This window comes from Pseudomonas sp. MDT1-85, from assembly GCF_054898065.1.
In genome coordinates this window covers 1,580,858-1,605,919 of the sequence record NZ_CM142715.1, presented here as the reverse complement: position 1 = coordinate 1,605,919, position 25,062 = coordinate 1,580,858, and the positions used below count along the sequence as shown (strand labels likewise).

Annotated in this window: 20 protein-coding genes, 2 tRNA genes and 2 pseudogenes; 15 read left to right on the top strand and 9 right to left on the bottom strand. The window is 58.6% G+C overall.

Annotated features, from left to right (window positions below):
• Window positions 1-38 precede the first annotated feature (38 nt).
• The 3 genes from ACYZT2_RS07160 (at window position 39) to ACYZT2_RS07150 (ending at window position 4,427) form a co-directional block, all read left to right on the top strand.
• Window positions 39-1,598 (top strand): AmpG family muropeptide MFS transporter, encoded by a 1,560-nt coding sequence (locus ACYZT2_RS07160; protein WP_461971248.1) that lies wholly within the window; start codon window positions 39-41, stop codon window positions 1,596-1,598.
• Between the two features lie 142 nt (window positions 1,599-1,740).
• Window positions 1,741-3,456 carry a proline--tRNA ligase gene (locus tag ACYZT2_RS07155; protein ID WP_461971247.1) on the top strand — a complete coding sequence of 572 codons (1,716 nt, stop codon included), beginning with the start codon at window positions 1,741-1,743 and terminating at the stop codon, window positions 3,454-3,456.
• 17 nt (window positions 3,457-3,473) lie between these two features.
• A complete protein-coding gene (locus ACYZT2_RS07150) occupies window positions 3,474-4,427 on the top strand; it encodes a hypothetical protein (RefSeq protein ID WP_007904636.1) in 954 nt (317 codons plus the stop codon).
• 116 nt (window positions 4,428-4,543) lie between these two features.
• On the opposite strand, the gene dinB is transcribed toward ACYZT2_RS07150, so the two are convergent.
• Window positions 4,544-5,605, bottom strand: a complete 1,062-nt coding sequence (gene dinB, locus ACYZT2_RS07145; RefSeq protein ID WP_050682967.1) for a DNA polymerase IV — start codon at window positions 5,603-5,605, stop codon at window positions 4,544-4,546.
• Between the two features lie 301 nt (window positions 5,606-5,906).
• Here dinB and ACYZT2_RS07140 point away from each other — a divergent pair.
• From ACYZT2_RS07140 to ACYZT2_RS07125, 4 genes are all read left to right on the top strand, one after another.
• A tRNA-Met gene (locus tag ACYZT2_RS07140) sits at window positions 5,907-5,983 on the top strand.
• A gap of 221 nt (window positions 5,984-6,204) precedes the next feature.
• Window positions 6,205-6,281, top strand: a tRNA-Met gene (locus tag ACYZT2_RS07135).
• Window positions 6,282-6,559: 278 nt separating this feature from the next.
• A complete protein-coding gene (gene mprF, locus ACYZT2_RS07130; protein ID WP_461971246.1) occupies window positions 6,560-9,202 on the top strand; it encodes a bifunctional lysylphosphatidylglycerol flippase/synthetase MprF in 2,643 nt (880 codons plus the stop codon).
• Window positions 9,202-10,500, top strand: coding sequence for a virulence factor family protein (locus ACYZT2_RS07125; RefSeq protein WP_461971245.1), 1,299 nt, complete (start codon window positions 9,202-9,204; stop codon window positions 10,498-10,500). The genes mprF and ACYZT2_RS07125 overlap by 1 nt, the downstream gene beginning before the upstream one ends.
• Window positions 10,501-10,619: 119 nt before the next feature.
• Here ACYZT2_RS07125 and ACYZT2_RS07120 read toward each other — a convergent pair whose 3' ends face one another.
• Genes ACYZT2_RS07120 through ACYZT2_RS07110 form a run of 3 tightly spaced genes read right to left on the bottom strand, consistent with a single transcriptional unit; the run spans window position 10,620 to window position 12,755 of the window.
• Window positions 10,620-11,291: a PP2C family protein-serine/threonine phosphatase gene (locus ACYZT2_RS07120; RefSeq protein ID WP_461971244.1), complete on the bottom strand. Its 672-nt coding sequence runs from the start codon at window positions 11,289-11,291 to the stop codon at window positions 10,620-10,622.
• Complete coding sequence (locus ACYZT2_RS07115) at window positions 11,288-11,986, bottom strand: hypothetical protein (protein ID WP_461971243.1); 699 nt, start codon at window positions 11,984-11,986, stop codon at window positions 11,288-11,290. Before ACYZT2_RS07115 ends, ACYZT2_RS07120 begins: the two co-directional genes overlap by 4 nt.
• A 1-nt stretch (window position 11,987) precedes the next feature.
• Window positions 11,988-12,755, bottom strand: a complete 768-nt coding sequence (locus ACYZT2_RS07110) for a MarR family transcriptional regulator (protein WP_461971242.1) — start codon at window positions 12,753-12,755, stop codon at window positions 11,988-11,990.
• A 592-nt stretch (window positions 12,756-13,347) separates the two neighbouring features.
• Here ACYZT2_RS07110 and ACYZT2_RS07105 point away from each other — a divergent pair.
• On the top strand, window positions 13,348-13,659 hold the full coding sequence (locus ACYZT2_RS07105) for a DUF3077 domain-containing protein (RefSeq protein ID WP_461971241.1): 312 nt from the start codon (window positions 13,348-13,350) through the stop codon (window positions 13,657-13,659).
• A gap of 205 nt (window positions 13,660-13,864) precedes the next feature.
• On the opposite strand, the pseudogene ACYZT2_RS07100 reads toward ACYZT2_RS07105, so the two are convergent.
• Window positions 13,865-15,765, bottom strand: a pseudogene (locus tag ACYZT2_RS07100) (potassium transporter Kup).
• Window positions 15,766-16,060: 295 nt separating this feature from the next.
• On the opposite strand from ACYZT2_RS07100, the gene rimO reads away from it, so the two are divergent.
• The 6 genes and pseudogenes from rimO to tsaA all read left to right on the top strand — a co-directional run bounded on the left by rimO (window position 16,061) and on the right by tsaA (window position 20,968).
• Window positions 16,061-17,398 carry a 30S ribosomal protein S12 methylthiotransferase RimO gene (gene rimO, locus ACYZT2_RS07095; RefSeq protein ID WP_460147747.1) on the top strand — a complete coding sequence of 446 codons (1,338 nt, stop codon included), beginning with the start codon at window positions 16,061-16,063 and terminating at the stop codon, window positions 17,396-17,398.
• 111 nt (window positions 17,399-17,509) lie between these two features.
• Window positions 17,510-17,983, top strand: coding sequence for an acetyltransferase (locus ACYZT2_RS07090; RefSeq protein WP_123719809.1), 474 nt, complete (start codon window positions 17,510-17,512; stop codon window positions 17,981-17,983).
• Between the two features lie 191 nt (window positions 17,984-18,174).
• Complete coding sequence (locus ACYZT2_RS07085) at window positions 18,175-18,885, top strand: rRNA pseudouridine synthase (protein ID WP_038979194.1); 711 nt, start codon at window positions 18,175-18,177, stop codon at window positions 18,883-18,885.
• Between the two features lie 75 nt (window positions 18,886-18,960).
• Window positions 18,961-19,431 carry a YehS family protein gene (locus ACYZT2_RS07080; protein WP_253552455.1) on the top strand — a complete coding sequence of 157 codons (471 nt, stop codon included), beginning with the start codon at window positions 18,961-18,963 and terminating at the stop codon, window positions 19,429-19,431.
• A gap of 244 nt (window positions 19,432-19,675) precedes the next feature.
• Window positions 19,676-20,077, top strand: a pseudogene (locus tag ACYZT2_RS07075) (SDR family oxidoreductase); the annotation flags it as partial.
• A gap of 189 nt (window positions 20,078-20,266) precedes the next feature.
• On the top strand, window positions 20,267-20,968 hold the full coding sequence (gene tsaA / locus ACYZT2_RS07070; protein WP_461971240.1) for a tRNA (N6-threonylcarbamoyladenosine(37)-N6)-methyltransferase TrmO: 702 nt from the start codon (window positions 20,267-20,269) through the stop codon (window positions 20,966-20,968).
• 168 nt (window positions 20,969-21,136) lie between these two features.
• Here tsaA and fpr read toward each other — a convergent pair whose 3' ends face one another.
• Complete coding sequence (gene fpr, locus ACYZT2_RS07065; protein WP_003443014.1) at window positions 21,137-21,916, bottom strand: ferredoxin-NADP reductase; 780 nt, start codon at window positions 21,914-21,916, stop codon at window positions 21,137-21,139.
• Between the two features lie 121 nt (window positions 21,917-22,037).
• On the opposite strand from fpr, the gene ACYZT2_RS07060 reads away from it, so the two are divergent.
• Complete coding sequence (locus ACYZT2_RS07060; RefSeq protein WP_007907288.1) at window positions 22,038-22,964, top strand: LysR family transcriptional regulator; 927 nt, start codon at window positions 22,038-22,040, stop codon at window positions 22,962-22,964.
• Here the strand turns inward: ACYZT2_RS07060 and ACYZT2_RS07055 are convergent.
• The 3 genes from ACYZT2_RS07055 to ACYZT2_RS07045 form a co-directional block, all read right to left on the bottom strand.
• Window positions 22,961-23,323 (bottom strand): diacylglycerol kinase, encoded by a 363-nt coding sequence (locus ACYZT2_RS07055; RefSeq protein WP_007907286.1) that lies wholly within the window; start codon window positions 23,321-23,323, stop codon window positions 22,961-22,963. The two genes, ACYZT2_RS07060 and ACYZT2_RS07055, sit on opposite strands and share 4 nt — an antisense overlap.
• A 75-nt stretch (window positions 23,324-23,398) precedes the next feature.
• Entirely contained in the window at window positions 23,399-24,049 is a 651-nt protein-coding gene (erdR, locus tag ACYZT2_RS07050; protein WP_461971239.1) for a response regulator transcription factor ErdR, read from the bottom strand.
• Between the two features lie 240 nt (window positions 24,050-24,289).
• The gene (locus ACYZT2_RS07045; RefSeq protein ID WP_461971238.1) at window positions 24,290-25,033 is read right to left on the bottom strand and encodes a tRNA-uridine aminocarboxypropyltransferase; all 744 of its coding nucleotides are present in this window, start codon (window positions 25,031-25,033) and stop codon (window positions 24,290-24,292) included.
• Window positions 25,034-25,062: the final 29 nt, after the last annotated feature.

The following is a 25,062-nucleotide window of genomic DNA, read 5'->3' as shown; positions in this document are numbered from 1 at the left end:
CGCTTTGTTTCCGTAATTCTTGAGGCAGACTCCAGCCCATGCCCCGTAAAACCTGGCGCGCCGCGCTCGCCGCCTATGCCAGCCCCTCGACGCTCGTGCTATTGCTGCTTGGTTTCGCCGCCGGCCTGCCCTACATGCTGGTGTTTTCGACGCTTTCAGTCTGGCTGCGCGAGGCCGGTGTTGCCCGCGAAACCATCGGCTATGCAAGCCTGATCGGCCTGGCCTACGCCTTTAAATGGGTCTGGTCCCCGCTGCTCGACCAATGGCGCCTGCCATTTCTTGGCAAGCTCGGTCGACGACGCTCCTGGCTGGTTCTCGCCCAGGCACTCGTAATCCTTGGCCTGATCGGCATGGGCTTCTGCGACCCGCAAAAGCACCTGTCCTGGCTGATCGCTATCGCCGTGGTCGTCGCCTTTGCCTCAGCGACGCAAGACATCGCCGTCGACGCTTATCGCCTGGAAATCGCCGACGAAACACGCCAAGCCGCGCTGGCGGCCAGCTACATGGCCGGTTATCGGGTCGCGGCCCTGCTGGCAACGGCCGGCGCACTGTTCTTCGCCGAAGGCTTTGGCTCCACCGGTTTCAACTATAAGCATGCGGCATGGACCGGCACCTACGTGCTGTTCGGCGTCTTGATGGTTCCGGCGCTGCTGACCACCCTGTTCATGCGCGAACCGCCGGTGCCTCTACGTACTCAATTGCAGGCCGGACGCTACAGCTTCGTGCACCAACTGGCGTCGGTGTTCGTGCTGATCGTGCTGCTGGTGTCCGTACCGGCCTTGTTCACCCAGCTCTACAACACTGACTTCGCCAGCGTACTGTTCGAAGACGCAAGCGTGCTCGACCTGCTGCTTGAAGACCGCGCGTTCCTGCGAGCGATTCTCTACATCACACTTACCGGCCTGTGCTTGTCGGCCATGGGCCGCCGTGGCCTGGCCCCGGTACTGACCCCGGTCAACGATTTTATTCTGCGTTACCGCTGGCAAGCCCTGCTACTGCTCGGGCTGATCGCTACTTATCGAATGTCCGATACGGTCATGGGCGTGATGGCCAACGTGTTTTACATCGACCAAGGGTTCACCAAGGATCAGATTGCCAGCGTCAGCAAGATTTTCGGGCTGATCATGACGCTGGTTGGCGCCGGCATGGGCGGCCTGTTGATCGTGCGCTTCGGCATCCTGCCTATCCTGTTCATTGGCGGCGTTGCATCGGCCGGCACCAACCTGCTGTTCCTGATGCTTGCTGATATGGGTGCCGATCTGCAGATGTTGATCGCTACCATCTCACTGGATAATTTCAGCTCGGGCCTGGCGACGTCGGCATTTGTCGCTTACCTGTCGAGCCTGACCAACCTCAAATTCTCCGCCACCCAGTACGCCCTGCTCAGCTCGATCATGCTCCTGCTGCCTCGCCTGATCGGCGGTTACTCAGGGGTCATGGTGGAGAAATTCGGTTATCACAACTTCTTCCTGATCACTGCCCTGCTGGGCGTTCCGACTCTCCTGTTGATCGCTTTGCACTGGTTCCAGGAAAACCGCCGAGCCGGTCCGACACCGACGCCGGAACCGGTTCCGACCCAGGTCGCGGAAGAATCGTAGGCTCTTTACGCAGGAAACATCGCAGAGGGCGAGCAGATTATCGCCCTCTGCCACACAGCCGGCCGCACTCCTGTACGCCAGCAGATCTCGCCCGTACAATGTTCCGTCATTTCTCGTCATCAGCAACCGACAACGGCCAACCATGCGCACCAGTCAATTTTTGCTCGCCACACAGAAAGAAACGCCTTCCGACGCGGTCGTCATCAGCCATCAGCTGATGCTGCGCGCCGGCATGATTCGCAAACTCGCCTCGGGCCTGTACACCTGGCTGCCCATGGGCTTGCGAGTGATGCGCAAGGTTGAAGCCATCGTGCGTGAAGAAATGAACGCCGCCGGCTCTCTCGAAGTGTTGATGCCGAGCACCCAACCGGCTGAGCTGTGGCAGGAATCGGGTCGCTGGGAAGAGTACGGCCCTGAATTGCTGCGCTTCAAGGATCGCCATGGTCGCGATTTCTGTGCCGGCCCGACGCACGAAGAAGTCATCACCGACCTGATGCGTAACGAGTTGAGCAGCTACAAACAGCTGCCGATCAACCTGTATCAGATCCAGACCAAATTCCGTGACGAAATCCGCCCACGCTTCGGTTTGATGCGCGGCCGCGAGTTCATCATGAAGGACGCCTATTCGTTCCACGCTGATCAGCCTTCGCTGCAGATCACCTACGACCGCATGCACCAGGCGTACTGCAACGTGTTCACCCGTCTGGGCCTGAAGTTCCGTCCGGTTGAAGCCGACAACGGTTCGATCGGTGGTGCCGGCTCCCACGAGTTCCACGTACTGGCCGAATCCGGCGAAGACGACATCGTCTTCAGCAACGGTTCCGACTACGCAGCGAACATCGAGAAGGCCGAAGCCGTGCCACGCGAAACCTCGCGCGCCGCACCGGCCGAAGAACTGCGTCTGGTCGACACCCCGAACGCCAAGACCATTGCGCAACTGGTCGAAGGCTTTAACCTGCCGATCGAAAAAACCATCAAGACCCTGATCGTGCGCGCCGAAGAAGAAGGCAAGCTGATCGCCCTGATCATCCGTGGCGACCACGAGCTCAACGAAATCAAGGCTGCCAACCAGCCAGGCGTTGCCAGCCCGCTGGTCATGGCCACTGACGCCGAGCTGCGTGACGCCATCGGCGCCGGCGCCGGCTCCCTTGGCCCGTTGAACCTGCCACTGCCGATCATCATCGACCGTTCCGTCGAGCTGATGAGCGACTTCGGTATTGGTGCCAACATCGACGACAAACACTACTTCGGCGTGAACTGGGAGCGTGATCTGCCGGTTCCGACCGTTGCCGACCTGCGCAATGTCGTGGCCGGTGACCCGAGCCCTGACGGCAAAGGCACCCTGGAAATCAAGCGCGGCATCGAAGTCGGGCACATCTTCCAGCTGGGCAACAAGTACAGCAAAGCGATGAAGTGCGAAGTGCTGGGCGAGAACGGCAAGCCAGTCACCCTGGAAATGGGCTGCTATGGCATTGGCGTATCCCGCGTGGTGGCTGCCGCCATCGAGCAGGGCAACGACGAGAACGGGATTATCTGGAGCGATGCTCTGGCCCCGTTCCAGATTGCTCTGGTACCGCTGCGCTACGAAACCGAACAGGTTCGCGAAGCCACCGATAAGCTCTACGCAGAACTGACTGCCGCCGGCTTCGAAGTGCTGCTGGACGACCGCGACAAGAAAACCAGCCCGGGCATCAAGTTCGCGGACATGGAGCTGATCGGCATTCCACACCGGATCGTGGTCAGTGACCGCGGCCTCGCCGACGGCAATCTGGAATACAAGAGCCGCACAGAGGCCGAGGCGCAAGCGCTGCCGGTCGCTGACGTGTTGTCTTTCCTCCAGGCCCGTATCCGCCGCTGACACCAGATAGAGACGTCATGTTCAAGCGAAACACCTTAGGCCTCGGTAGCGCCGCCCTGTGCGGCGCGCTGCTGGTCAGCGGCTGTGCCAATCAGATGTCACAACGCAGCGAGCACGAGGAACGGGTCGAGCGCAAATTGCTCGATCACAGCCTGCAGATCGATGTCGGCGAGCCCAAGGTGCTTGAGCTGCCGCAACGTCGGGTGAAGATCCACGAGCAGAAGACCTTCGAAGTCACCGAGTTCGAAGTCACGCGCCACTACGATCGCTATACGCCTTACCAACCCTGGAGGGAGGTCTATGAGATCCCGCTGGGCGCGGTGGCCGTGGTGGCCGGTGTCGGTGCGAACGTGGTCAACGTGTTCGCCCTCGGCAATCTGCCGGACAGCGTGACGAAGGACTGGCTCAGCTATGGTTTCGCCGGGCTCAACCCGTTCATGAACGCCCAGTCCCACGGTCGGGCGCAACAGAACCTGGCGGGTATCGACGAAGTCCAGCGCGACAAGCGCACGGAATACTCGAGCCTGCCATGGAGCGAGCGCCCGGTGCAGGTCAAGGCGGGCAAGAACACCTTTGAACTGAGCACCGACCGTAACGGCGTATTGCGCCTGAACCTGCTGGACAGCCCGTTCGCCGAACATGACCTCAATCATCTGGGCAAGCTGCAGATCAGTGTCGAGGACAACAAGGACGATGTGCACACCGACTCGTCCTTGGCGATCAGCAGCAATTTGCGCGGCAAGCTGCTCGAAGCGCACGGGCTGATTTACGATGACCTCGAAGACGACGAAGTGAGCCAGTGGGTACACCGGGTCAAACGTCTGTCGGAACTGGGTCTGGAAGAAGAAGCCAGCGAGCTGGAACAGAGCCTGATCGAACTGACCCGCAACGATCCCGAGTTGCAGACCGAATTCCTCAAGTCATTGACCAAGGATGCCGGGCGACTGGTGGCGGATCCGGGTCCGAATTAAGGCCAAAAAGCATCGCGAGCAGGCTCGCTCCCACAGTTGACCGAGTTGTTCAGACGAACGCGGTCTAATGTGGGAGCGAGCCTGCTCGCGATGAGGCCCTTAAATTCCCCCCCAAACTACCGCTCAAACAACTCCATCTGCTCAAACCCGCCCCGCAAATCTTCCAGCCTCACCCCAACCCCCAATAACCGCACCGGTTTCCCACCACGGTTAAAGGCCTGGGTCAGCAGCAACTGATAACTCCCCAGATCCCGCCCTGCTCCGGCCTGCTCCAAAGTAGTCTGGGTAAAGTCATGAAATTTCACTTTGACGAACGGCTTGCCCGGGCGATAGCTGCTGTCGATCCGCGCCATGCGGCCATTCAGGGACTCCAGCAGCTCGGGCAATTTATCCAGACAACTCACCAGATCCGGCAGGTCCACGTCGTAAGTGTTTTCGACGCTGATCGATTGCCGGCGACTGTCGTTGTGCACCAACCGCTCATCGATCCCACGGGCCAGGCTCCAGAGTCGCTCGCCAAAGCTGCCGAATTCGCGCACCAGCGCCAATTTGTCCCATTCGCGCAAATGCGAGCAATCGACGATGCCGAGCCTGCCGAGTTTGTCGGCGGTCACTTTGCCAACCCCGTGCAGTTTGCTCACCGGCAAACCGCTGACGAAGTCTTCCACCTGATCCGGCGTGATCACGAACAAACCGTTAGGCTTCTTCCAGTCGCTGGCGATCTTGGCGAGAAACTTGTTCGGCGCCACGCCAGCCGACACGGTGATGTGCAATTGATTAGAGACACGGCGCCGAATGTCCTGGGCGATTCGCGTGGCGCTGCCGCCGAAATGCGCGCTATCCGATACGTCGAGGTAGGCCTCATCCAGGGAAAGCGGCTCGATCAAATCGGTGTAATCGCGAAAGATCGTATGAATTTCCTTCGACGCTTCTCTATAGGCATCCATCCGCGGCTTGACGATGGTCAGGTCCGGACAGAGTTTCAAGGCATGTCCGGAAGACATGGCCGAGCGTACGCCATAAGCCCGCGCTTCATAGTTACAGGTGGCAATCACCCCACGCCGATCCGCCGAGCCGCCCACCGCCAATGGCTTACCGGCCAAGCGCGGGTCGTCACGCATCTCGATGGCGGCGTAGAAACAGTCACAATCGACGTGGATGATTTTTCGCTGCGTCATATAAAAGCAGTGTTCATGGCGAAGAAATAAGGTGTGGGTGAGTCGTACCGGCAGTATCTCACTGACACCTGTATATAGCACCAGTAGTCTGAATGTTCTTTTTCCCTTGTAGGAAAAGCACCGCAGGAATTTATTTTCTCAATCGAAAGAGCCCACTCGATAGAGCCACAAGCCTTGCCCTGCCTGCGTTTCAGACCGATAAGCCGCTTCACTTTTTACCTAAGCGCTTGAACAGGAACAGGTTTTACCAAGATTGAAGGTTGACAGCCCTGCGATCCTCTGTAGAATGCCGACACACAGACGCGGGATGGAGCAGTCTGGTAGCTCGTCGGGCTCATAACCCGAAGGTCGTCGGTTCAAATCCGGCTCCCGCAACCAAACATCAAAAAAGGCTACTCGAAAGAGTGGCCTTTTTTGTGCGTGCCTGTTTTATAAAAAATCAGCGGTCCATGCCTTACCGCACAGAAACAAGAAATCGTTGTGATTCCGAAACTTAGGTCTCCCCTACGACCATTCGCCGTCGTTTTACACTTATTTGAGCCATACTGGGATTAACGGTTGACACTCCGGCGTTCGCCTGTAGAATGCCGCCACACAGACGCGGGATGGAGCAGTCTGGTAGCTCGTCGGGCTCATAACCCGAAGGTCGTCGGTTCAAATCCGGCTCCCGCAACCAAACATCAAAAAAGGCTACTCGAAAGAGTGGCCTTTTTTGTATCTGTTGAAAAAGTCCTTTCGCAACAATGATCTGTCACTGTGCAGTGATCCATTCGGGATCGCCAGACTGTGAGTTCAGCGCAGACTGAACCCGCAGATGAAACCTTCTACGACTGATGACGCGCCACCGCCGACACCCGGTGAGAGGCGTTAATATTTGTGATTATTTTTTTCTACAGGGATTGGTAACTTGGCTGGATACCTCCATCCTGTCGCGCACAATCCAAGAGGTGATTGATGCGCGCCAACTCGTCTGATTCACAAGACACCGTCACAGCGACACAACCGATCAAAGCCGAGCGTCTGCGCTTGTTGAATCGAATCAGCAAATATCGTCAGCCTATCGGTCTGGCAGTCACTTTGCTGTTGTTCGCCATTGCGCTGATTGCCTGCCGTCACCTGCTAAGCGAACTCGATCTGTACGCGTTGCACGACTCGATTCTGCAAGTGCCAAAACCGGCCTTGCTGGGTGCGCTCGGCGCGACCGTCATCGGCTTCATTATTCTGCTGGGTTACGAATGGTCGGCCAGCCGTTATGCCGGCGTGACGCTGGCGCCGCGAATATTGGCATTGGGCGGCTTCACCGCATTTGCCATTGGCAATGCCATCGGCCTTTCGCTGCTGTCAGGCGGCTCGGTTCGCTACCGTTTATATGCACGTCATGGTGTGGGGGCTTCAGAAGTCGCGCACATGACCTTGTTTGCCAGCCTCTCGCTCGGCTGCGCCCTTCCGCCCCTGGCCGCCCTCGCCACCCTCAGCAACCTGCCCGCCGCCTCCGCAGCCTTGGGTTTCTCCAAAACGTTGCTGGGTGCGATTGCAGTGGCCGTGCTGCTGCTCTCCACGGTGCTGGCCATCGGTATCTATCGCCGCCGCTTGCCGGAACAGCCTTACCCCGACAACCTGCTGGTCAAGGCCGGTCGCCGCACCTTGCGCCTGCCGGGTCGCCGCCTGACGTTCCTGCAACTGGTCATCACCGCTCTGGACGTGGCCGCCGCCGCGACCGTGCTCTATCTGTTGCTGCCGGAAGCGCCGCCCTTTGGTGCGTTCCTGCTGGTCTATCTATTGGCCCTGGCCGCTGGCGTGCTCAGCCATGTACCGGGCGGTGTCGGGGTGTTCGAGGCGATTTTGCTCGCCGCCTTCGCCGACAAGCTCGGTGCCGCGCCATTGGCTGCTGCCCTGCTGCTCTATCGTCTGATCTACGTGGTGTTACCACTACTGGTGGCTTGCGTACTACTGCTGATCAATGAAGGCCAGCGCCTGTTTCAATCGCGCCAGTCCTTGCGTGCCGCATCTGGCATGGCCGCGCCGATTCTGGCGGTACTGGTGTTTCTGTCGGGCGTGGTGCTGCTGTTTTCCGGAGTAACGCCGGAGATCGATACCCGCCTTGAACACATTGGTTTTCTGATCCCGCATCGCTTGGTCGACGCCTCGCACTTCGGCGCCAGCCTGGTGGGCGTCCTTTGCTTGCTGCTGGCTCAGGGGCTGCGTCGCCGCCTGTCGGCTGCGTGGATGCTGACCACCATTCTGTTGTTGGTCGGCGCCCTGCTCTCTCTGCTTAAAGGGTTCGACTGGGAAGAGGCTTGCCTGATGACCCTGACGGCGAGTTTGCTGGGGGTTTTCCGGCGCTCCTTCTATCGCCCCAGTCGCCTGACCGAAGTGCCGTTTTCGCCGCTGTATCTGGTGGCCAGCCTCTGCGTACTCGGCGCGTCGATCTGGCTGCTGCTGTTCGCCTATCAGGACGTTCCCTACAGCCATCAACTCTGGTGGCAGTTCACCCTCGATGCCGATGCCCCGCGTGGCCTGCGCTCGTTGCTTGGCGCCGCGGTCCTGCTGGTGGTGGTGTCCCTGACCTGGCTGCTGCGCACCGCGCGCCCGGTGATTCATCTGCCAACGCCCGATGAGCTGGACCGCGCGGTAAATATTCTCATGGCCTCGTCCCAACCGGATGGCGGCCTGGCCCTGACTGGTGACAAGGCGCTGCTGTTTCACCCTAACGACGAGGCGTTTCTGATGTACGCCCGCCGTGGTCGCAGCCTGGTGGCGTTGTATGACCCGATCGGCCCGACCCAGCAACGGGCGGAAATGATCTGGCAGTTCCGCGACCTCTGCGATATCCACCACGCCCGGCCCGTGTTCTATCAAGTACGCGCCGAGAATTTGCCGTATTACATGGACATCGGTCTGACCGCGATCAAGCTCGGCGAAGAAGCCCGGGTCGATCTTCACCGCTTTGATCTCGAAGCCAAGGGCAAAGAGATGAAGGACCTGCGCTACACCTGGAACCGCGGCACCCGTGATGGCCTGTCGCTGGAAATCCATGAGCCGGGGCAAGCGCCGATGGATAAGCTCAAGGCTATTTCGGACGCCTGGCTGACCGGCAAGAACGTGCGCGAGAAAGGCTTCTCGCTCGGGCGTTTCAGTGATGATTACCTCAAGCACTTCCGAGTCGCGGTGATTCGTTTCGAAGGGCGCCCGGTGGCGTTTGCCAACCTGCTCGAGACCTACGGTCATGACTTGGCCAGCCTCGACCTGATGCGCGCGCACCCCGACGCCCCCAAGCTGACCATGGAGTTCATGATGGTCGGCCTGATTCAACATTATAAAAATCATGGATACGCGCGCTTCAGCCTGGGCATGGTGCCGTTGTCGGGGTTACAACCCCGGCGCGGCGCACCATTGACCCAGCGCTTGGGCTCGATGGTATTCCGCCGTGGTGAGCAGCTGTACAACTTCCAAGGTTTGCGCCGCTTCAAAGACAAGTTCCAGCCCGACTGGGAACCCCGTTATATGGCCGTGCCCGCCGGACTCGATCCGCTGGTGGCCCTGGCCGACACTGCTGCCCTGATTGCGGGCGGCTTGACTGGATTGGTGAAACGCTGATGATTCAACGCTCCCTGCGGTACGTACTGGCCACACTGGTAGTGTTGGCCCTGATTGTCGGTGGCGGTTACTGGTACCTGAAACGCCCGGCACCAGAACCGACCCTCGAACGGCTGACGCCGGCCGATGGCGCCGCGATGACCCGCGTCATCCCTGGCACCACGCCGAAGGCTCAGGTGCTGGTGGCGGTCAATGACGACCAGAAACTTAATGACAAGCAATTGACCACCCTGAGCCGTAGCGCCTCGGCGCAGATCGTCCAGGTGATCCTGCCCAAAGACTGCCTGCTGCAAAGCCGCGCCCTGCAAGCGGGTCTGCGCGAACTGAAAGGCCCGGCCACTCTGGTCAGCGGCATCGGCCCTGGCGCCGTGCTGGCGTGGCGCTGGCTGGCCGAGCAGAAGGACGAAAAGGCCCAGGCCATTTCGGTTGGCCTCGCCTTGGAAAAACCCGATGGCTGCACTCACCTGCTACCGAAAAACGCCGCCCATGGCCATTGGCTGGTGGCCTGGAACGACAACCCGGACGACACCAGCGCCGGCTTCGTGCGTGACCAGGCCAATGCCGAAACCAGCATCAGCGACTACGACATCAACCTGCCGCAAGTGCTGAACAACGAACTGCGCAAAATCCTCGTTGGCGGCGATAAAGCCGCCGGTGGCCTGCAGATTCCGGTGGTCGAAGTGCCTGCTGGTCAGGCCAAGGACACCGTCACCCTGTTCCTTTCCGGCGACGGCGGCTGGCGCGACCTGGACCGCGACGTAGCGGGCGAGATGGCGAAGATCGGCTACCCGGTGGTCGGCATCGACACCCTGCGCTACTACTGGCAACACAAGAGCCCGGAACAAAGCGCTCTGGACCTGACCGAGTTGATGCAGCACTACCGGCAGAAATGGGGCACCAAGCGCTTCATCCTGACCGGTTACTCGTTCGGCGCGGACGTACTGCCCGCCATCTACAACCGCCTGCCGGAAGCGGAGCAGCAACGAGTCGACGCAGTCATCCTGCTGGCCTTCGCCCGCACCGGCAGCTTCGAAATCGAAGTTGAAGGCTGGCTCGGCAACGCTGGCAAAGAAGCCGCCACCGGCCCGGAAATGGCCAAGCTGCCGCCGGCAAAAGTGGTGTGCATCTATGGTGAGGAAGAAGTCGACGAGAGCGGCTGCACCGACAAGACCGCCGTGGGCGAAGCGATGAAACTGCCTGGCGGCCATCACTTTGATGAGAACTACCCGGCGCTGGCCAAGCGGTTGGTGGGTGTGATCGAGAAGCGTCAAGCGAAGGAGACGGCTGCTCAAGAGTGATCTGAGCGCAGCACAAAAAAGCCCCCGCAGCCTTATGGTTGCGGGGGCTTTTTTACATGTACAAACATGAAGCGCTACCAGCTAGCCGGACTTCATGTGGATGTTCTGTGCTTCCAAGACTAAAGCTGAACATCTATCCACGTTACGTCATCTTCAACAGCGACAAAGTCGCTATCCGGTGCCGCCAGCAAGCTGCTTTGCTGCGACTCCGTTAACTCCGCCCAGAAGCCATCGGTTACGAACACCAGTCGCTCACCGACGACCAATGGGTGAAAAACAAAGTCAGGGTCCGGGGCACGATTAACCTTCAGGCATCGGGTTACCCAGTTTCGAGCCGGATCTTGCGCCAGCTCACGGTGCGAACGGTCGCGCCTCCAATTGGCCTTGCAGTGGGGCGGCGTAATCCACTCGATCGTGCCTGCCGGTGTTACTACACCGCACGAACAGTCACCCTCATACGCAAGCGTGAGCTTCCCATGAGCAGCGAAACCGACCAGGTAACACGTGGCCCCAGTCTGGTCCGCAAACAAAATGGGGTGAAGCTCGGCCAGCACTGAACCAAGTACCCGCTCAACTGCTCCGTGCTCAGTGATATCGCCCTCCCGATCCATGTGTTTCGGGTAGGCCGCTAAAACACCTTTTACGAAGCATTCAGCCAACTGACCACTGCCGGGCTTCGACGTACCGTCAGTGATGACGAACAGCCCTCTGTCGCCATCACAGAGAACTCCAGCACAGTCATGATTGGCTTTCCTGGTCCGCCCTATCACTGATCTGGTGTCGTATCTCATGCGTTGCCCAGGTCCTTCATGCGCTTGTGAATGACTCGCCCCCTACCCGGATTAGCCTGCACCGAGCCCGAGCTTTCAATCACGTAGTCGATACCACTGAGCACCGTGAGTTCTCGAATTCCAGTCGTGATGAATTCTTTGAGCTCCGACTCAGCTTGGCGAACTTCTTCCAAAAGCTCTGTACGACCATCAATCAAGATGATTATGTCTTCGACGTCTTTGTGGAAGGGGTCGCCCTCACCGCGACCGCTAAAAGCCTCTAGTTTCGTCGCAAGAAAGTAGGTCGGTTTAAATATCTGGATCACGGTACCGCTGGGCAACGTAAATTTATCGGCCCTCGCCAGCCCCTCCACGAACCAACGGTTGGCATATCCGAGAACTTCGGGATCAGAAGGCATCACGTCAACGACGACGTCGTTGAAGCGGAAACGACAGTTAACTTCATCCTCACCGGTGATCTTGAAGTTCTTGGTCGCCAGCCATTCTGTGAGGTGTTGCCAGGCGCTAATGCCTGCCAGCTCGATCACCAAGTCAACATCATCGGTGAAACGAATGTCGTCCAGCACAGCAGTATCAGTGACCAGCATGGCCGTGGTGCAACCGCCGACAAAGGCAACCTCAGCGAGAAACGCCTCTCCCAAGCCGTCTGCAACAAATTCTATGAGCTCATAATTGTGATCAGCGTTTGATGACATGTTATTTCAGCCCCATCCCTGCTTTTAGAATGTTAACCGCCACACCACACTCTCGCGGGCCACCAAGACGGATCGCATCAGCAAGCGCAAGATAGTGATAAAGGATTCTGTCCCTCTTCACCGCTTCCGGCACCGTCTTGTAGAGCGGCTCTATCGCCTGACCACGCTCAGTTCCGAGTGCATCAGGCCAAACCGGAATCAACCCGCCAGCGCTCTTGATGCTTTTGGACAGGGCTGGCGCTGCGAAGCCTGTTGGAATACCACGAACCATCGCGCCCGGCTTCACGGGGAAAAAGTATTTCAGAGCGTGCTCGGTGATTTTCAGCAGCTCTCGCCGATTAACTTTCGCAAGCCCGGTGTCGTAGTCATTGGTGAGAATTCCGGACTCACGACACCTGGCGATAGAGTTTGAAACCTCACTTTTGCTTAGCCCAAGAGACGCAGACAACGCACGCAACGAGTAACCCTCACTCCAGCTCGCCAGCGGCGGAGAAAGTACAGGCTCCGACCACCCTTCCCACCCATCCTCATCGCCCAAGGGTGAGTCGAACTCCTGGCGGTGGAATACAGTTTCTTCACCATCGGCGGGGTAGGTGACTAGCGGCTGCCCCACTCGCCCCCCTGCCGTCATTCGATTTATCTGCTGGGGCTTCAACATTTCCTCAACCCTGTTCGAATTCGACTCAGATTCCATCTTCCCAAAGAGATTTTCTTCCTGGGCGTGCAGGCTGGCCATCTTGAACAAAAGCAAAATGTCTTGACTCTTCATGAAGCTAAAAACTCCAAGTGTCCACATTCCATAAAACGTGGACACTTGTCTCATTGGAAATATCGAACCGTCAAGTCCTTTCGATATTTATCAGTTTTCACTGGGGAACCTGCAGATCGTCTGCCAATTAGCGGACAGGTGGGATAGTGACAATTGCGGTTTAATTCGTCTGCTGCAACAACGCAAAAATCCAGCGACTTGTAAAATCGCTCACCACGTTTAGTTTTGTTTACTTAAGGTGTCGCAATATCGGATGACGCCCACAGACCTTGTAGGCAAACTCCTAATCTTGCCAATTGGGTGCGCTTGGGCACTTTGATGCCTTGTTGGGCTTTTCTTCGACGGGATACTCTCCGGACGTCGCTGACCATTCAGCGATCGGGCTTGGTAACCCGGTGGAATAAGGCGCAACAGCGCACCCGACACGATGACAGGCGTTTTTTTGCCTGTGATCCTGTGTTATGGCGGCTGTGCGTGGGACGCTTTCGAGCGTGCCGGTTTCCTTGATTCCCCGGTTTACCAACCTGCGCTCAGCTGCCACCCATTCGCTTGGTATCGGATGCGGCAGCTTCTTAAATCAAGGAAGTTGACCATGAACAATCAATCAGAACTAAAAACCATCGGCCTCACCCCGCTGATCTACTGCTCGGATCAGGCGTTGTTCAACGTCCGCGCCGGCGTCCCTATTGTTGATGCATTGTCACAAGCCTCCGACCTGCTGTTCCTCGCCAAATCATTTACCGAGGATGCAGCCTACATAAAAGACACCGACCGCCACGCCTGGGCCGCGCATTATTTGACGGCTATGTCCAAGGCAGTGATTGATGATGTGGTGAAGGTGCTGACACCGCGACCTGTTCGGACAAAGACCGAATCTGAAGAAGATCTGCCTGAAAACCAGTAAAGGCACCAGCAGACACTCAAATACCTGTGGGAGCGGGCTTGCCCGCGATGACGGCAGCAGATCCAACATTGATGTGGCAGACATACCGCTATCGCGGGCAAGCCCGCTCCCACAGGGTTCTTCGTTGGATTGGGGATCGGGATCAAATGCCGGTCAATAAAAAGCCCCCGCGACCTTCATGGCAACGGGGGCTTTTTCATGTGGCTTACATCTCGACTTGCGTACCCAACTCAATCACCCGGTTCAGCGGCAGATTGAAGAACCGCAGGTTGCCGTTGGCATTCTTCAACATGAAGGCGAACAACGTCTCGCGCCAGCGGGCCATGCCTTCGAGTTTGGAGGCGATGACCGTCTCGCGGCTGAGGAAGTAGGTCGTGCGCATCGGGCTGAAATTCAGGTCATCCAGATGGCACAGTTTCAAGGCCTCAGGCACGTCCGGCTCGTCGGTGAAGCCGAAATGCAGGATCACCCGGAAGAACCCTTCACCGTAGGAATCGACATCGAAACGCCGTTGTGGCGGGACGCGCGGGATGTCTTCGTACACCACTGTCAGCAACACCACTTGCTCGTGCAGCACCTGGTTATGCAGCAGGTTGTGCAGCAGCGCGTGAGGCACGGCATCCGGGCGAGCGGTAAGAAACACGGCGGTGCCCTGGACTCGATGCGGCGGTTGCACACGTATACTGCTGATGAAGATCGGCAGCGGTAACCCGCCCTCGTCCATTCGCTCCACCAGCAGTTGCTTGCCGCGTTTCCAGGTGGTCATCAACACGAATAGCACGATACCGGCAATCACCGGGAATGCACCGCCCTGAATGATTTTCGGCACGTTGGCGGCGAAGTACAGACCGTCCACCAACAGGAAACCCAGCAACAGCGGAACCGCGAGGATCGGTGGCCATTTCCACAACAGCAGTATCACCGCCGACACCAAAATGGTGGTCATCAGCATCGTGCCAGTCACCGCCACGCCGTAGGCCGATGCCAACGCGCCGGAGGACTCGAAGCCCAATACCAGCAGAATCACGCCGACCATCAGCGCCCAGTTCACCGCGCCAATATAGATCTGGCCTTGCTCGGCACTGGACGTGTGCTGGATGTGCATGCGCGGAATGTAGCCGAGCTGGATCGCCTGACGAGTCAGCGAGAACGCACCGGAGATGACCGCTTGCGAGGCAATCACCGTGGCCATCGTCGACAATCCCACCAATGGAATCAACGCCCAGCTTGGCGCCAGAAGATAGAACGGGTTACGGGCGGCTTGCGGATCACCGAGCAGTAACGCGCCCTGCCCGAAGTAGTTCAGCACCAGAGCCGGCAGACCAGAATGAACCAGGCCCGGGCGATCGGCTTGCGACCGAAGTGGCCCATGTCGGCGTACAGCGCCTCGGCACCGGTCAATGCCAGCACCACAGCGCCAAGAATCGCGATCCCCATGCCCGGGTGGACCATGAAGAAGCGCACGCCCCACACCGGGTTCATCGCCTGCAACACTTCCGGATGCTGACTGATGCCATACACACCCAGCGCGCCCAGCACCACAAACCAGGTGACCATGATCGGACCGAACAGAATGCCGATTCGCGCCGTACCGTGGCGCTGAATCAGGAACAACGCCACCAGCACGATCAACGACAGCGGCACCACCCAATGGTCGATGCCCTCGAATGCCAGCCCAAGGCCTTCAATCGCCGACAGCACGGAAATCGCCGGGGTGATCATGCTGTCGCCGTAGAACAGCGCCGCGCCGATCAACCCGCAGACCACCAGCAACATGCGCAACCTGGCATGCCCCGCCGCCGCCCGCCGCGCCAGCGCGGTCAAGGCCATGATCCCGCCCTCGCCCTGGTTGTCGGCACGCAGCACGAACAGCACGTATTTGATTGAAACGACCCAGATCAGCGACCAGAAAATCAGCGCCAGAATCCCGAACACGCCGTCATGGTCGACCTGTACACCATAGTGACCGGAAAACACTTCTTTGAGGGTGTACAACGGGCTCGTGCCGATATCGCCATAAACCACCCCGACCGCCGCGACCAGCATGCCGATCGGTTTTGCCGCCGAATGCTCGGCACCCGCCGCCTGACTACTTGCCTGACCCATCCACCACTCCTGTTACCAGACCCGGACTTCTTTGAAAGAAGCACTATGCTTTGCCGTGCAGCATGCGCTGTTTTACTTATGGTTACAGACGTTTTATTGACTGTAAAAAATCGGTAAAGCGTAACGGCGCGAAGCATAGCGCAGCACTCGTCGTATTTCCCTGCATAAAGCTGGTCAAGTGCGCCGCCCATCGCTAGAATTGCGCACTTTTTGATCAGAGGCGCCGAAAAACATAAGCGCCCGCCTGTCGCCTTGCCGTTCTCGGCTGGAGGCGTCACAAATACCGAGGTTAGACATGTCCACCACTCCTGCGCCGGCCAATCCAAAGGTTGGCTTCGTATCCCTGGGTTGCCCGAAAGCACTGGTCGACTCCGAGCGCATCCTTACCCAGCTGCGCATGGAAGGCTATGACGTTGTGTCCACTTATCAGGACGCCGACGTCGTGGTGGTCAACACCTGCGGCTTCATCGACTCGGCCAAGGCTGAGTCCCTGGAAGTGATCGGCGAAGCCATCAAGGAAAACGGCAAGGTCATCGTGACCGGCTGCATGGGCGTCGAAGAAGGCAACATCCGCAACGTGCACCCAAGCGTATTGGCCGTGACCGGTCCGCAGCAGTACGAGCAAGTGGTCAACGCCGTACACGCCGTTGTGCCGCCACGTCAGGATCACAACCCGCTGATCGACCTGGTGCCGCCGCAAGGGATCAAACTGACCCCGCGCCACTACGCCTACCTGAAGATTTCCGAAGGCTGCAACCACAGCTGCAGCTTCTGCATCATCCCGTCGATGCGCGGCAAACTGGTCAGCCGCCCGGTCGGTGACGTGCTTGATGAGGCCCAGCGCCTGGTCAAGTCCGGCGTCAAAGAGCTGTTGGTGATTTCTCAGGACACCAGCGCCTACGGCGTCGACGTGAAATACCGCACCGGCTTCTGGAACGGCGCGCCGGTGAAAACCCGTATGACCGAACTCTGCGAAGCCCTCAGCACCCTCGGTGTCTGGGTACGTCTGCACTACGTTTACCCGTACCCGCACGTCGATGAGCTGATCCCGCTGATGGCCGCCGGCAAGATCCTGCCGTACCTGGACATCCCGTTCCAGCACGCCAGCCCGAAAGTCCTGAAAGCCATGAAACGCCCGGCCTTCGAAGACAAGACCCTGGCGCGGATCAAGAACTGGCGCGAGATCTGCCCGGATCTGATCATCCGTTCGACCTTCATCGTCGGCTTCCCCGGCGAAACCGAAGAAGACTTCCAGTACCTGCTGAACTGGCTGACCGAAGCCCAGCTGGACCGCGTCGGCTGCTTCCAGTACTCGCCGGTCGAAGGCGCACCGGCCAATCTGCTGGACGCGGCCATCGTGCCAGACGACGTCAAGCAAGACCGTTGGGACCGCTTCATGGCGCACCAACAGGCCATCAGCTCGGCGCGCCTGCAAATGCGCATCGGCCGTGAAATCGAAGTGCTGGTCGATGAAGTCGACGAGCAAGGCGCGGTCGGCCGCTGCTTCTTCGATGCCCCGGAAATCGACGGCAACGTATTCATCGACAACGGCAGTAACTTGAAGCCGGGCGACAAAGTCTGGTGCAAAGTGACCGACGCCGACGAATACGACTTGTGGGCTGAACAGATCTAAACGCAAAAAATACAAAAGCCCCGCTCTCTTGACGAGATGCGGGGCTTTTTTACGTCTATCGTTTTGTGAGAGAAAGCACTCGCATCATCCACGCAAGAGAGGCCAGCGGGCATGCGCCAACACTCGGTCATTCACACACCGAAACAGAGCGACTACGAAGAACTCACCCAAGTGTGGGAAGCCTCGGTGCGCGCCACTCATGACTTTCTGCCCGACAGCTATATCGACCTGCTGAAGAACCTGGTGCTGACCCGCTACCTCGACGCGGTAATGCTGATCTGCACCAAAGACTCGCGACAGCGCATCACCGGGTTCGCCGGCGTCGCGGCGGGCAAGATCGAAATGCTCTTCATCGACCCGGCACATCGCGGCAAAGGCCTGGGCAAGCAATTGCTGCGCTATGCCTTGGAACACCTGAACGCCGATGAGCTGGACGTCAATGAGCAAAACCCGCAAGCCTTGGGCTTTTACTTCAAACAGGGCTTTGAGGTGATCGGTCGCTCGGAAGTCGATGGCATGGGGCAGCCCTATCCGTTGCTGCACATGCGTTTGCGTCAGTCTCAACAACTGACGCGCAACGGCTGACACAACATGAAACCCTTGTGGGAGCGAGCCTGCTCGCGAAAGCGGCCTATCAATCGACATTGATGTTGAAGCTGATGACGCTTTCGCGAGCAGGCTCGCTCCCACATTAAAAGCACATGCGGCAAATGGAGCCGGGATTAACCGGCGCCAGGCAGGTACAATGCCCACCCCTTTTTTGTTACGGCCCTGTCATGACTGACCCGATTCGTCTCTCCAAACGCCTCATCGAACTCGTCGGCTGTTCCCGTCGGGAGGCTGAGCTGTTCATCGAGGGCGGCTGGGTCACCGTGGACGGTGAAGTCATCGACGAGCCGCAGTTCAAGGTCGACAACCAAAAAGTCGAGCTCGATCCCGAAGCAAAAGCCACTGCGCCGGAGCCGGTGACCATTCTGTTCAACGTCCCTGCGGGCATGGACGCGGACACGGCCATGGCGACCATCAGCGCCGAGACCCTGAGCGAAGAACACCGCTACGGCAAACGTCCGCTCAAGGGCCACTTCCTGCGCCTGACCGCCAGCACCGATCTGCAGGCCAATGCCAGCGGTCTGCTGGTGTTCACCCAGGACTGGAAGATCCTGCGCAAACTCACCGCCGACTCCGCCAAGATCGAGCAAGAGTATGTGGTCGAAGTTGAAGGCGACATGGTGGCTCACGGCCTCAACCGCCTGAACCACGGCCTGACCTACAAGGGCAAGGAACTGCCGCCGGTCAAAGCCAGCTGGCAGAACGAAAACCGCCTGCGTTTTGCGATGAAGAACCCACAACCGGGTGTGATCGCCCTGTTTTGCCAGGCTGTAGGCCTGAAGGTCGTCGCCATCCGCCGCATCCGCATCGGCGGCGTGTCCATCGGCAAAGTGCCGTTGGGGCAATGGCGCTACCTGTCCGGCAAAGAGAAGTTCTAAGACTTTTCACGCCGCCATACATTTCGGCGCCGCGGTTTATGCGGCGCCCACTGCTGAATATCAGGATTGCACACCATGATTCATAACGACGTACTGCGCAGCGTGCGCTACATGCTCGACATCAGCGACAAGAAAGTCATCGAGATCATCAAGCTCGGCGGCATGGACGTGTCCATGGAAGACCTGCTGACGTACCTCGACAAGAAAGAGGAAGACGAGGAAGGCTTCGTACGCTGCCCGGACGAGGTCATGGCGCATTTCCTCGACGGCCTGGTGATCTTCAAGCGCGGCAAGGACGAAAGCCGTCCGCCGCAGCCGATCGAAACGCCGGTGACCAACAACATCATCCTGAAGAAGCTGCGTGTGGCCTTCGAACTGAAAGAGGACGACATGCACGCGATCCTCAAGGCCGCCGAGTTCCCGGTGTCCAAGCCTGAGCTGAGCGCGCTGTTCCGCAAGTTTGGCCACACCAACTACCGCACCTGCGGCGACCAGTTGCTGCGCAACTTCCTCAAGGGCCTGACCCTGCGTGTTCGCCCGCAGTAAATCGCCCACGAACCTGTAGGAGCACAGCTTGCTGGCGAAGGCGATCTCGAAAACGCCTTCGCCAGCAAGCTGTGCTCCTACAAGGGCGGGGCAGTTCAAGGCTGTATAGACCCTCATTCCTCGCAAAAATAGTGGCTCCACTTCTGGCGGCTGACGACTAGGGTGTATTGACCCTCAGCGCTCAGGATTCGCCATGCATCCCTACTTTTCCCTGCAAGGCCGCACCGCTCTGTGACCGGCGGTCATCCAGCAATTTCTGCCGCTGCTGCGCAAGGCCGGATCGGAAGCGAACCCGGCGCGGATCATCAACATTGGTTCGGTCGCCGGGATTTCGTCTTTCAGCGAACAGGCGTATGCCTATGGCACGAGCAAGGCTGCCCTGCATCAACTGTCGCGGATTCTGGCGCGGGAGCTGGTGAGCCAGCACATCAACGTCAATGTGATTGCACCGGGGCGTTTTCCGAGCAAGATGACTCAGCACATCGGGAATGATGAACAGGCGTTGGCGGAAGATACGGCGCTGATTCCGATGAAGCGTTGGGGGCGGGAGGAAGAGATGGCGGCGTTGGCGATCAGTCTGGCGAGTACGGCTGGAGCGTATATGACTGGGAATATTATTCCTTTGGATGGTGGTTTTAGTCTCTGAGATTGGCGGTGCGGCCATCGCGAGCAGGCTCGCTCCCACAGGGGCCTGCTGTGACCACAACATTTGTGCCCGCCGCAAATCAAATAATGTGGGAGCGAGCCTGCTCGCGATGGCGGACTGACAGGCGCCACCGATCTTCCGGTCGATCGGGTTATCATGCACGCCCACACCCCGCCTCGACCCCAAACCATGACCTACAGCGTTTCCCCCATCGGCTTCGTACGCTCCTGCTTCAAGGAGAAGTTCGCCATCCCGCGCCAACCGCAACTGGCCCCGGCCGCTCGCGGCGTGCTGGAGTTGGTGGCGCCGTTCGATCAGGGTGATGCGGTGCAGGGACTCGAGCAGGTCAGCCATGTCTGGCTGTTGTTCCTGTTCCATCAGGCCCTGGAAGAAAAGCCACGCCTGAAAGTCCGCCCTCCGCGCCTGGGCGGCAACAAATCCATGGGCGTGTTCGCCACTCGGGCGACGCACCGGCCCAATGGCATCGGTCAATCGGTGGTCAAACTGGACAAAGTCGAAGCCAATCGGCTATGGATCTCCGGCATCGACTTGCTGGACGGTACGCCGATTCTCGACATCAAACCCTACGTGCCCTACGCCGATATCATCGACACGGCGTCCAACAGCATCGCCAGCGCCCCGCCACAGTTGATTCCCGTGCAATGGACAGACTCAGCGCTGCAACAGGCTCATGGTCACGCTCAGCGGCTTGATGAGCCTTTGGTCGAGCTGATCGAGCAATGCCTGGCACAAGACCCACGCCCGGCGTACCAGATTCCTGCACCGGAAAGGGAATACGGCGCGCAGTTCTGGGATGTGGATGTGCGCTGGCATTACCCCACACCTGACCTAATCCGCGTCCTCGAAGTCATTTCTGTGTTCAACCTGTAGGAGCTGTCGAGTGAAACGAGGCTGCGATCTTTTGATGTTGCTTTAAAAAACATGATCAAAAGATCGCAGCCTCGTTTCACTCGACAGCTCCTACAAGGTTTGTGTCGGGCACAAAAAAGCCCCCATTGCCTGCACAGGCAATGGGGGCTTTTCAGTGATGCGGGTTTGTTATTTCTCGACGAACGCACGCTCGATCAGGTAATCACCCGGCTCGCGCATCCGCGGCGAAACTTTCAGGCCGAAGCTGTTCAACACTTCGCTGGTCTCGTCGAGCATGCTCGGGCTGCCGCACAGCATGGCGCGGTCGTCCTGCGGGTTGATCGGTGGCAGACCGATGTCGCTGAACAGCTTGCCGCTGCGCATCAGGTCGGTCAGACGGCCTTCGTTCTCGAATGGCTCGCGGGTCACGGTCGGGTAGTAGATCAACTTGTCACGCAGCGCCTCGCCGAAGAACTCGTTCTGCGGCAAGTGTTCGGTGATGAACTCGCGGTACGCGACTTCATTGACGTAACGCACACCGTGGCACAGGATCACTTTTTCGAAACGCTCGTAGGTTTCCGGGTCCTGGATGACGCTCATGAACGGCGCCAGACCAGTACCGGTGCTGAGCAGGTACAAATGTTTTCCAGGCTTCAAGTCATCCAGCACCAGGGTGCCGGTAGGCTTTTTGCTGATGATGATCTCGTCGCCTTCCTTCAGATGCTGCAACTGGGAAGTCAGCGGGCCATCAGGCACCTTGATGCTGAAGAACTCGAGATGCTCTTCCCAGTTCGGGCTGGCAATCGAGTAAGCACGCATAAGCGGGCGGCCGTTGGGCTGTTGCAGGCCGATCATCACGAACTGACCGTTCTCGAAGCGCAGGCCCGGATCGCGGGTGCACTTGAAGCTGAACAGAGTGTCGTTCCAGTGGTGAACACTGAGGACACGCTCGTGGTTCATGTTGCTCATGTACGTGGGACTCCTGGAGATTTGCCTGCGCCGATGATGTGCGCAATTGCATCGCATTCTAATGGCAGCGACAATATCTGTTAAATGGATTATTAAGATAAGGGTTATCGGTTATATCGATATGCGATTTACTCTCCGTCAACTTCAAGTATTCGTCGCCGTCGCCCAGCAGGAAAGCGTATCCCGTGCTGCATTGACGCTCAACCTCTCACAATCGGCGGCGAGCACCTCAATCACCGAGCTAGAGCGTCAGTGCAGCTGTCAGCTGTTCGATCGCGCCGGCAAACGGCTGAGCCTCAACGCCCTCGGCAAACAGCTGTTGCCGCAAGCGGTGGCCCTGCTCGACCAGGCCAAGGAGATCGAAGATTTGCTCAACGGCAAGTCCGGTTTCGGCTCCCTGGCGGTCGGTGCGACCCTGACCATCGGCAATTACCTAGCCACCCTGCTGATCGGCAGCTTCATGCAGCGCCATCCGGAAAGCCAGGTGAAGTTGCATGTGCAGAACACCGCCAACATCGTGCAACAGGTCGCGCACTATGAAATTGATCTGGGTCTAATCGAAGGCGACTGCAGCCATCCGGACATCGAAGTACAGAGCTGGGTCGAAGATGAGCTGGTGGTGTTCTGTGCGCCTCAGCATCCGCTGGCCAAACGTGGCATCGCGACCATGGAGGAGCTGAGTCATGAGGCGTGGATTCTCCGCGAGCAAGGCTCGGGCACACGGCTGACGTTCGACCAGGCCATGCGACACCATCGCAGCGCGCTGAACATTCGCCTGGAGCTGGAACACACCGAAGCGATCAAGCGCGCGGTGGAATCAGGTTTGGGGATTGGTTGCATTTCGCGCCTGGCGCTGCGCGATGCGTTCCGCCGCGGCAGCCTAGTGCCCGTGGAAACACCGGATCTGGACCTGGCGCGACAGTTCTATTTCATCTGGCACAAACAGAAATATCAGACGTCAGCCATGCGCGAATTCCTCGAACTGTGCCGCGCGTTCACCGCAGGGGTTCAGCGCAGCGACGAGATCGTCCTGCCCACCATCGCTTAAAGCAGAATCACCGCCCACACCAGCGCGATCATGCTCAACGCCACGAATTGAGCGGCGCTGCCCATGTCCTTGGCGTTCTTGGACAGTGGATGCAACTCAAGGGAGATGCGGTCGATGGCCGCTTCCACCGCCGAATTGAGCAACTCGACGATCAAGGCCAACAGGCAAACCGCAATCAGCAGCGCCTGCTCGACGCGGCTGACGTTCAGGAAGAACGACAGCGGAATCAGGATGGCGTTGAGCAACACCAGTTGCCGGAAGGCCGCTTCGCCGGTGAAGGCCGCGCGCAGGCCGTCCAGAGAGTAACCAGAGGCGTTGAGGATGCGTTTGAGGCCGGTCTGGCCTTTGAAAGGTGACATAAAGTAGGCAACTGACCAAAAAGGAGTGGGGAAACTAGTTGAAGCAAAGTCAAAAAAGCGTGAACACGTTGTTCCTTAGTTGCTCGAAATTGACTCAAGTTGTTGCAAGAGCAACGCTGCCTGAGTCCGGGTCCGCACATTCAGCTTACGAAAAATTGCCGTGACGTGGGCCTTGATCGTCGCTTCGGAAACGCTCAACTCGTAGGCAATCTGCTTGTTCAGCAAACCTTCACAGACCATGGTCAACACCCGGAACTGCTGGGGTGTCAGGCTGGCAAGGCCTTCGCTGGCGGCCTTGGCTTCGGCGCAAACGCTGACCGCTTCGAAGGCCTGGGGCGGCCAGAAAACATCGCCATCCAGCACCGCGCGTACAGCTTTCTGAATGACGCTCAAATCACTGGACTTGGGAATGAAACCACTGGCGCCGAATTCACGGGATTTCACCATGATCGCCGCTTCTTCCTGAGCCGACACCATCACCACCGGAATCTGCGGGTACTGCCCACGTAACAGCACCAACCCGGAAAAACCGTAAGCCCCCGGCATGTTCAGATCCAGCAATACCAGATCCCAGTCGGCCTTTTCGTCCAGACGGGTTTGCAGTTCGGCAATGCTCGCCACTTCTACCAGACGGACATCCGGGCCCAGGCCCAGGGTCAACGCTTGGTGCAGGGCGCTACGAAAAAGAGGGTGGTCATCGGCAATCAGGATTTCGTATGTGGCCATTTTTCAAAATGATCCTGTTTTTTTATGGGACGCCCGATGCATTTCAGGCCTCGCCAAAACAACTCGAGGTGCAGCCACGCAGCGGCACCAACAGGGCACGTTCAACGCCAATTACGTAAAAAAGCAGCGTTTCAAACTTTGGCCGCGCCCTAATCGGCGCCAAGCATGCCCAGCGAAACCGGGGTGGTCAAGTTGCATGGCCCTGCCAGCGAGCCTGGTTCTTTGCAGTATGGGCGATACTCAGCAGATGACGGGTGCCGCGTGCTGTACGAAGGGCATCAGCTCGGCATGGGCCGGTGTTGCAACATTCATATCCAGCTGATGTTTAGCGTCCAGGTAATGCTGGCTGAACACATCAAAATAAGCGTCCAGTGCCGATGCAGCGTCTGTATCACCGGCCAGATCGAGGCACAGCGCCGCCACTTCGGCCGTGCACAGGTGCTCGCTGCGGGTGGACCTGCGTAACCGGTACCGTGAAAGCTTCTCAGGAAGCAGGCTCAGAATCGGGAACCCATCAAAATAGGGGCTTTTACGGAAAATCTTCCGGGCTTCGGTCCAGGTGGCGTCCAGCAGAATAAACAGCGGCCGCTTGGCGCTATCGACCTCGACGCTGTGGGTCACTCGCTCGGGCTCGACGTATTCGCCAGGAAACACCAGATACGGCTGCCATTGTGGGTCGGCCAACAGCGCCAGCAGTTGTTCGTCGATTTCGGTACGCGACCAGATGAATGCATGGTTGTCGCGCACCACATCGGCAATCAGCCAACCGGTATTGCTCGGCTTGAACACTTCTTTGTTGGTCATGATCAGACACACGCCGCTACGCGTGTCAACCTGCGGGCGCCAGGCGCATAAGCAGTGGCTTTCGATCACACGGCAGGCACGGCAACGGGTTGCTCGCCAGCCACGGGCCTGAATCGGCTTGATGCCCTCTTCCTCTCGCTGATCGCGCAAGCGGGCTACGGCGTTGGGGGCGTGGTTCATCGTGGGCAACACCGGCAGACAGGAAAACT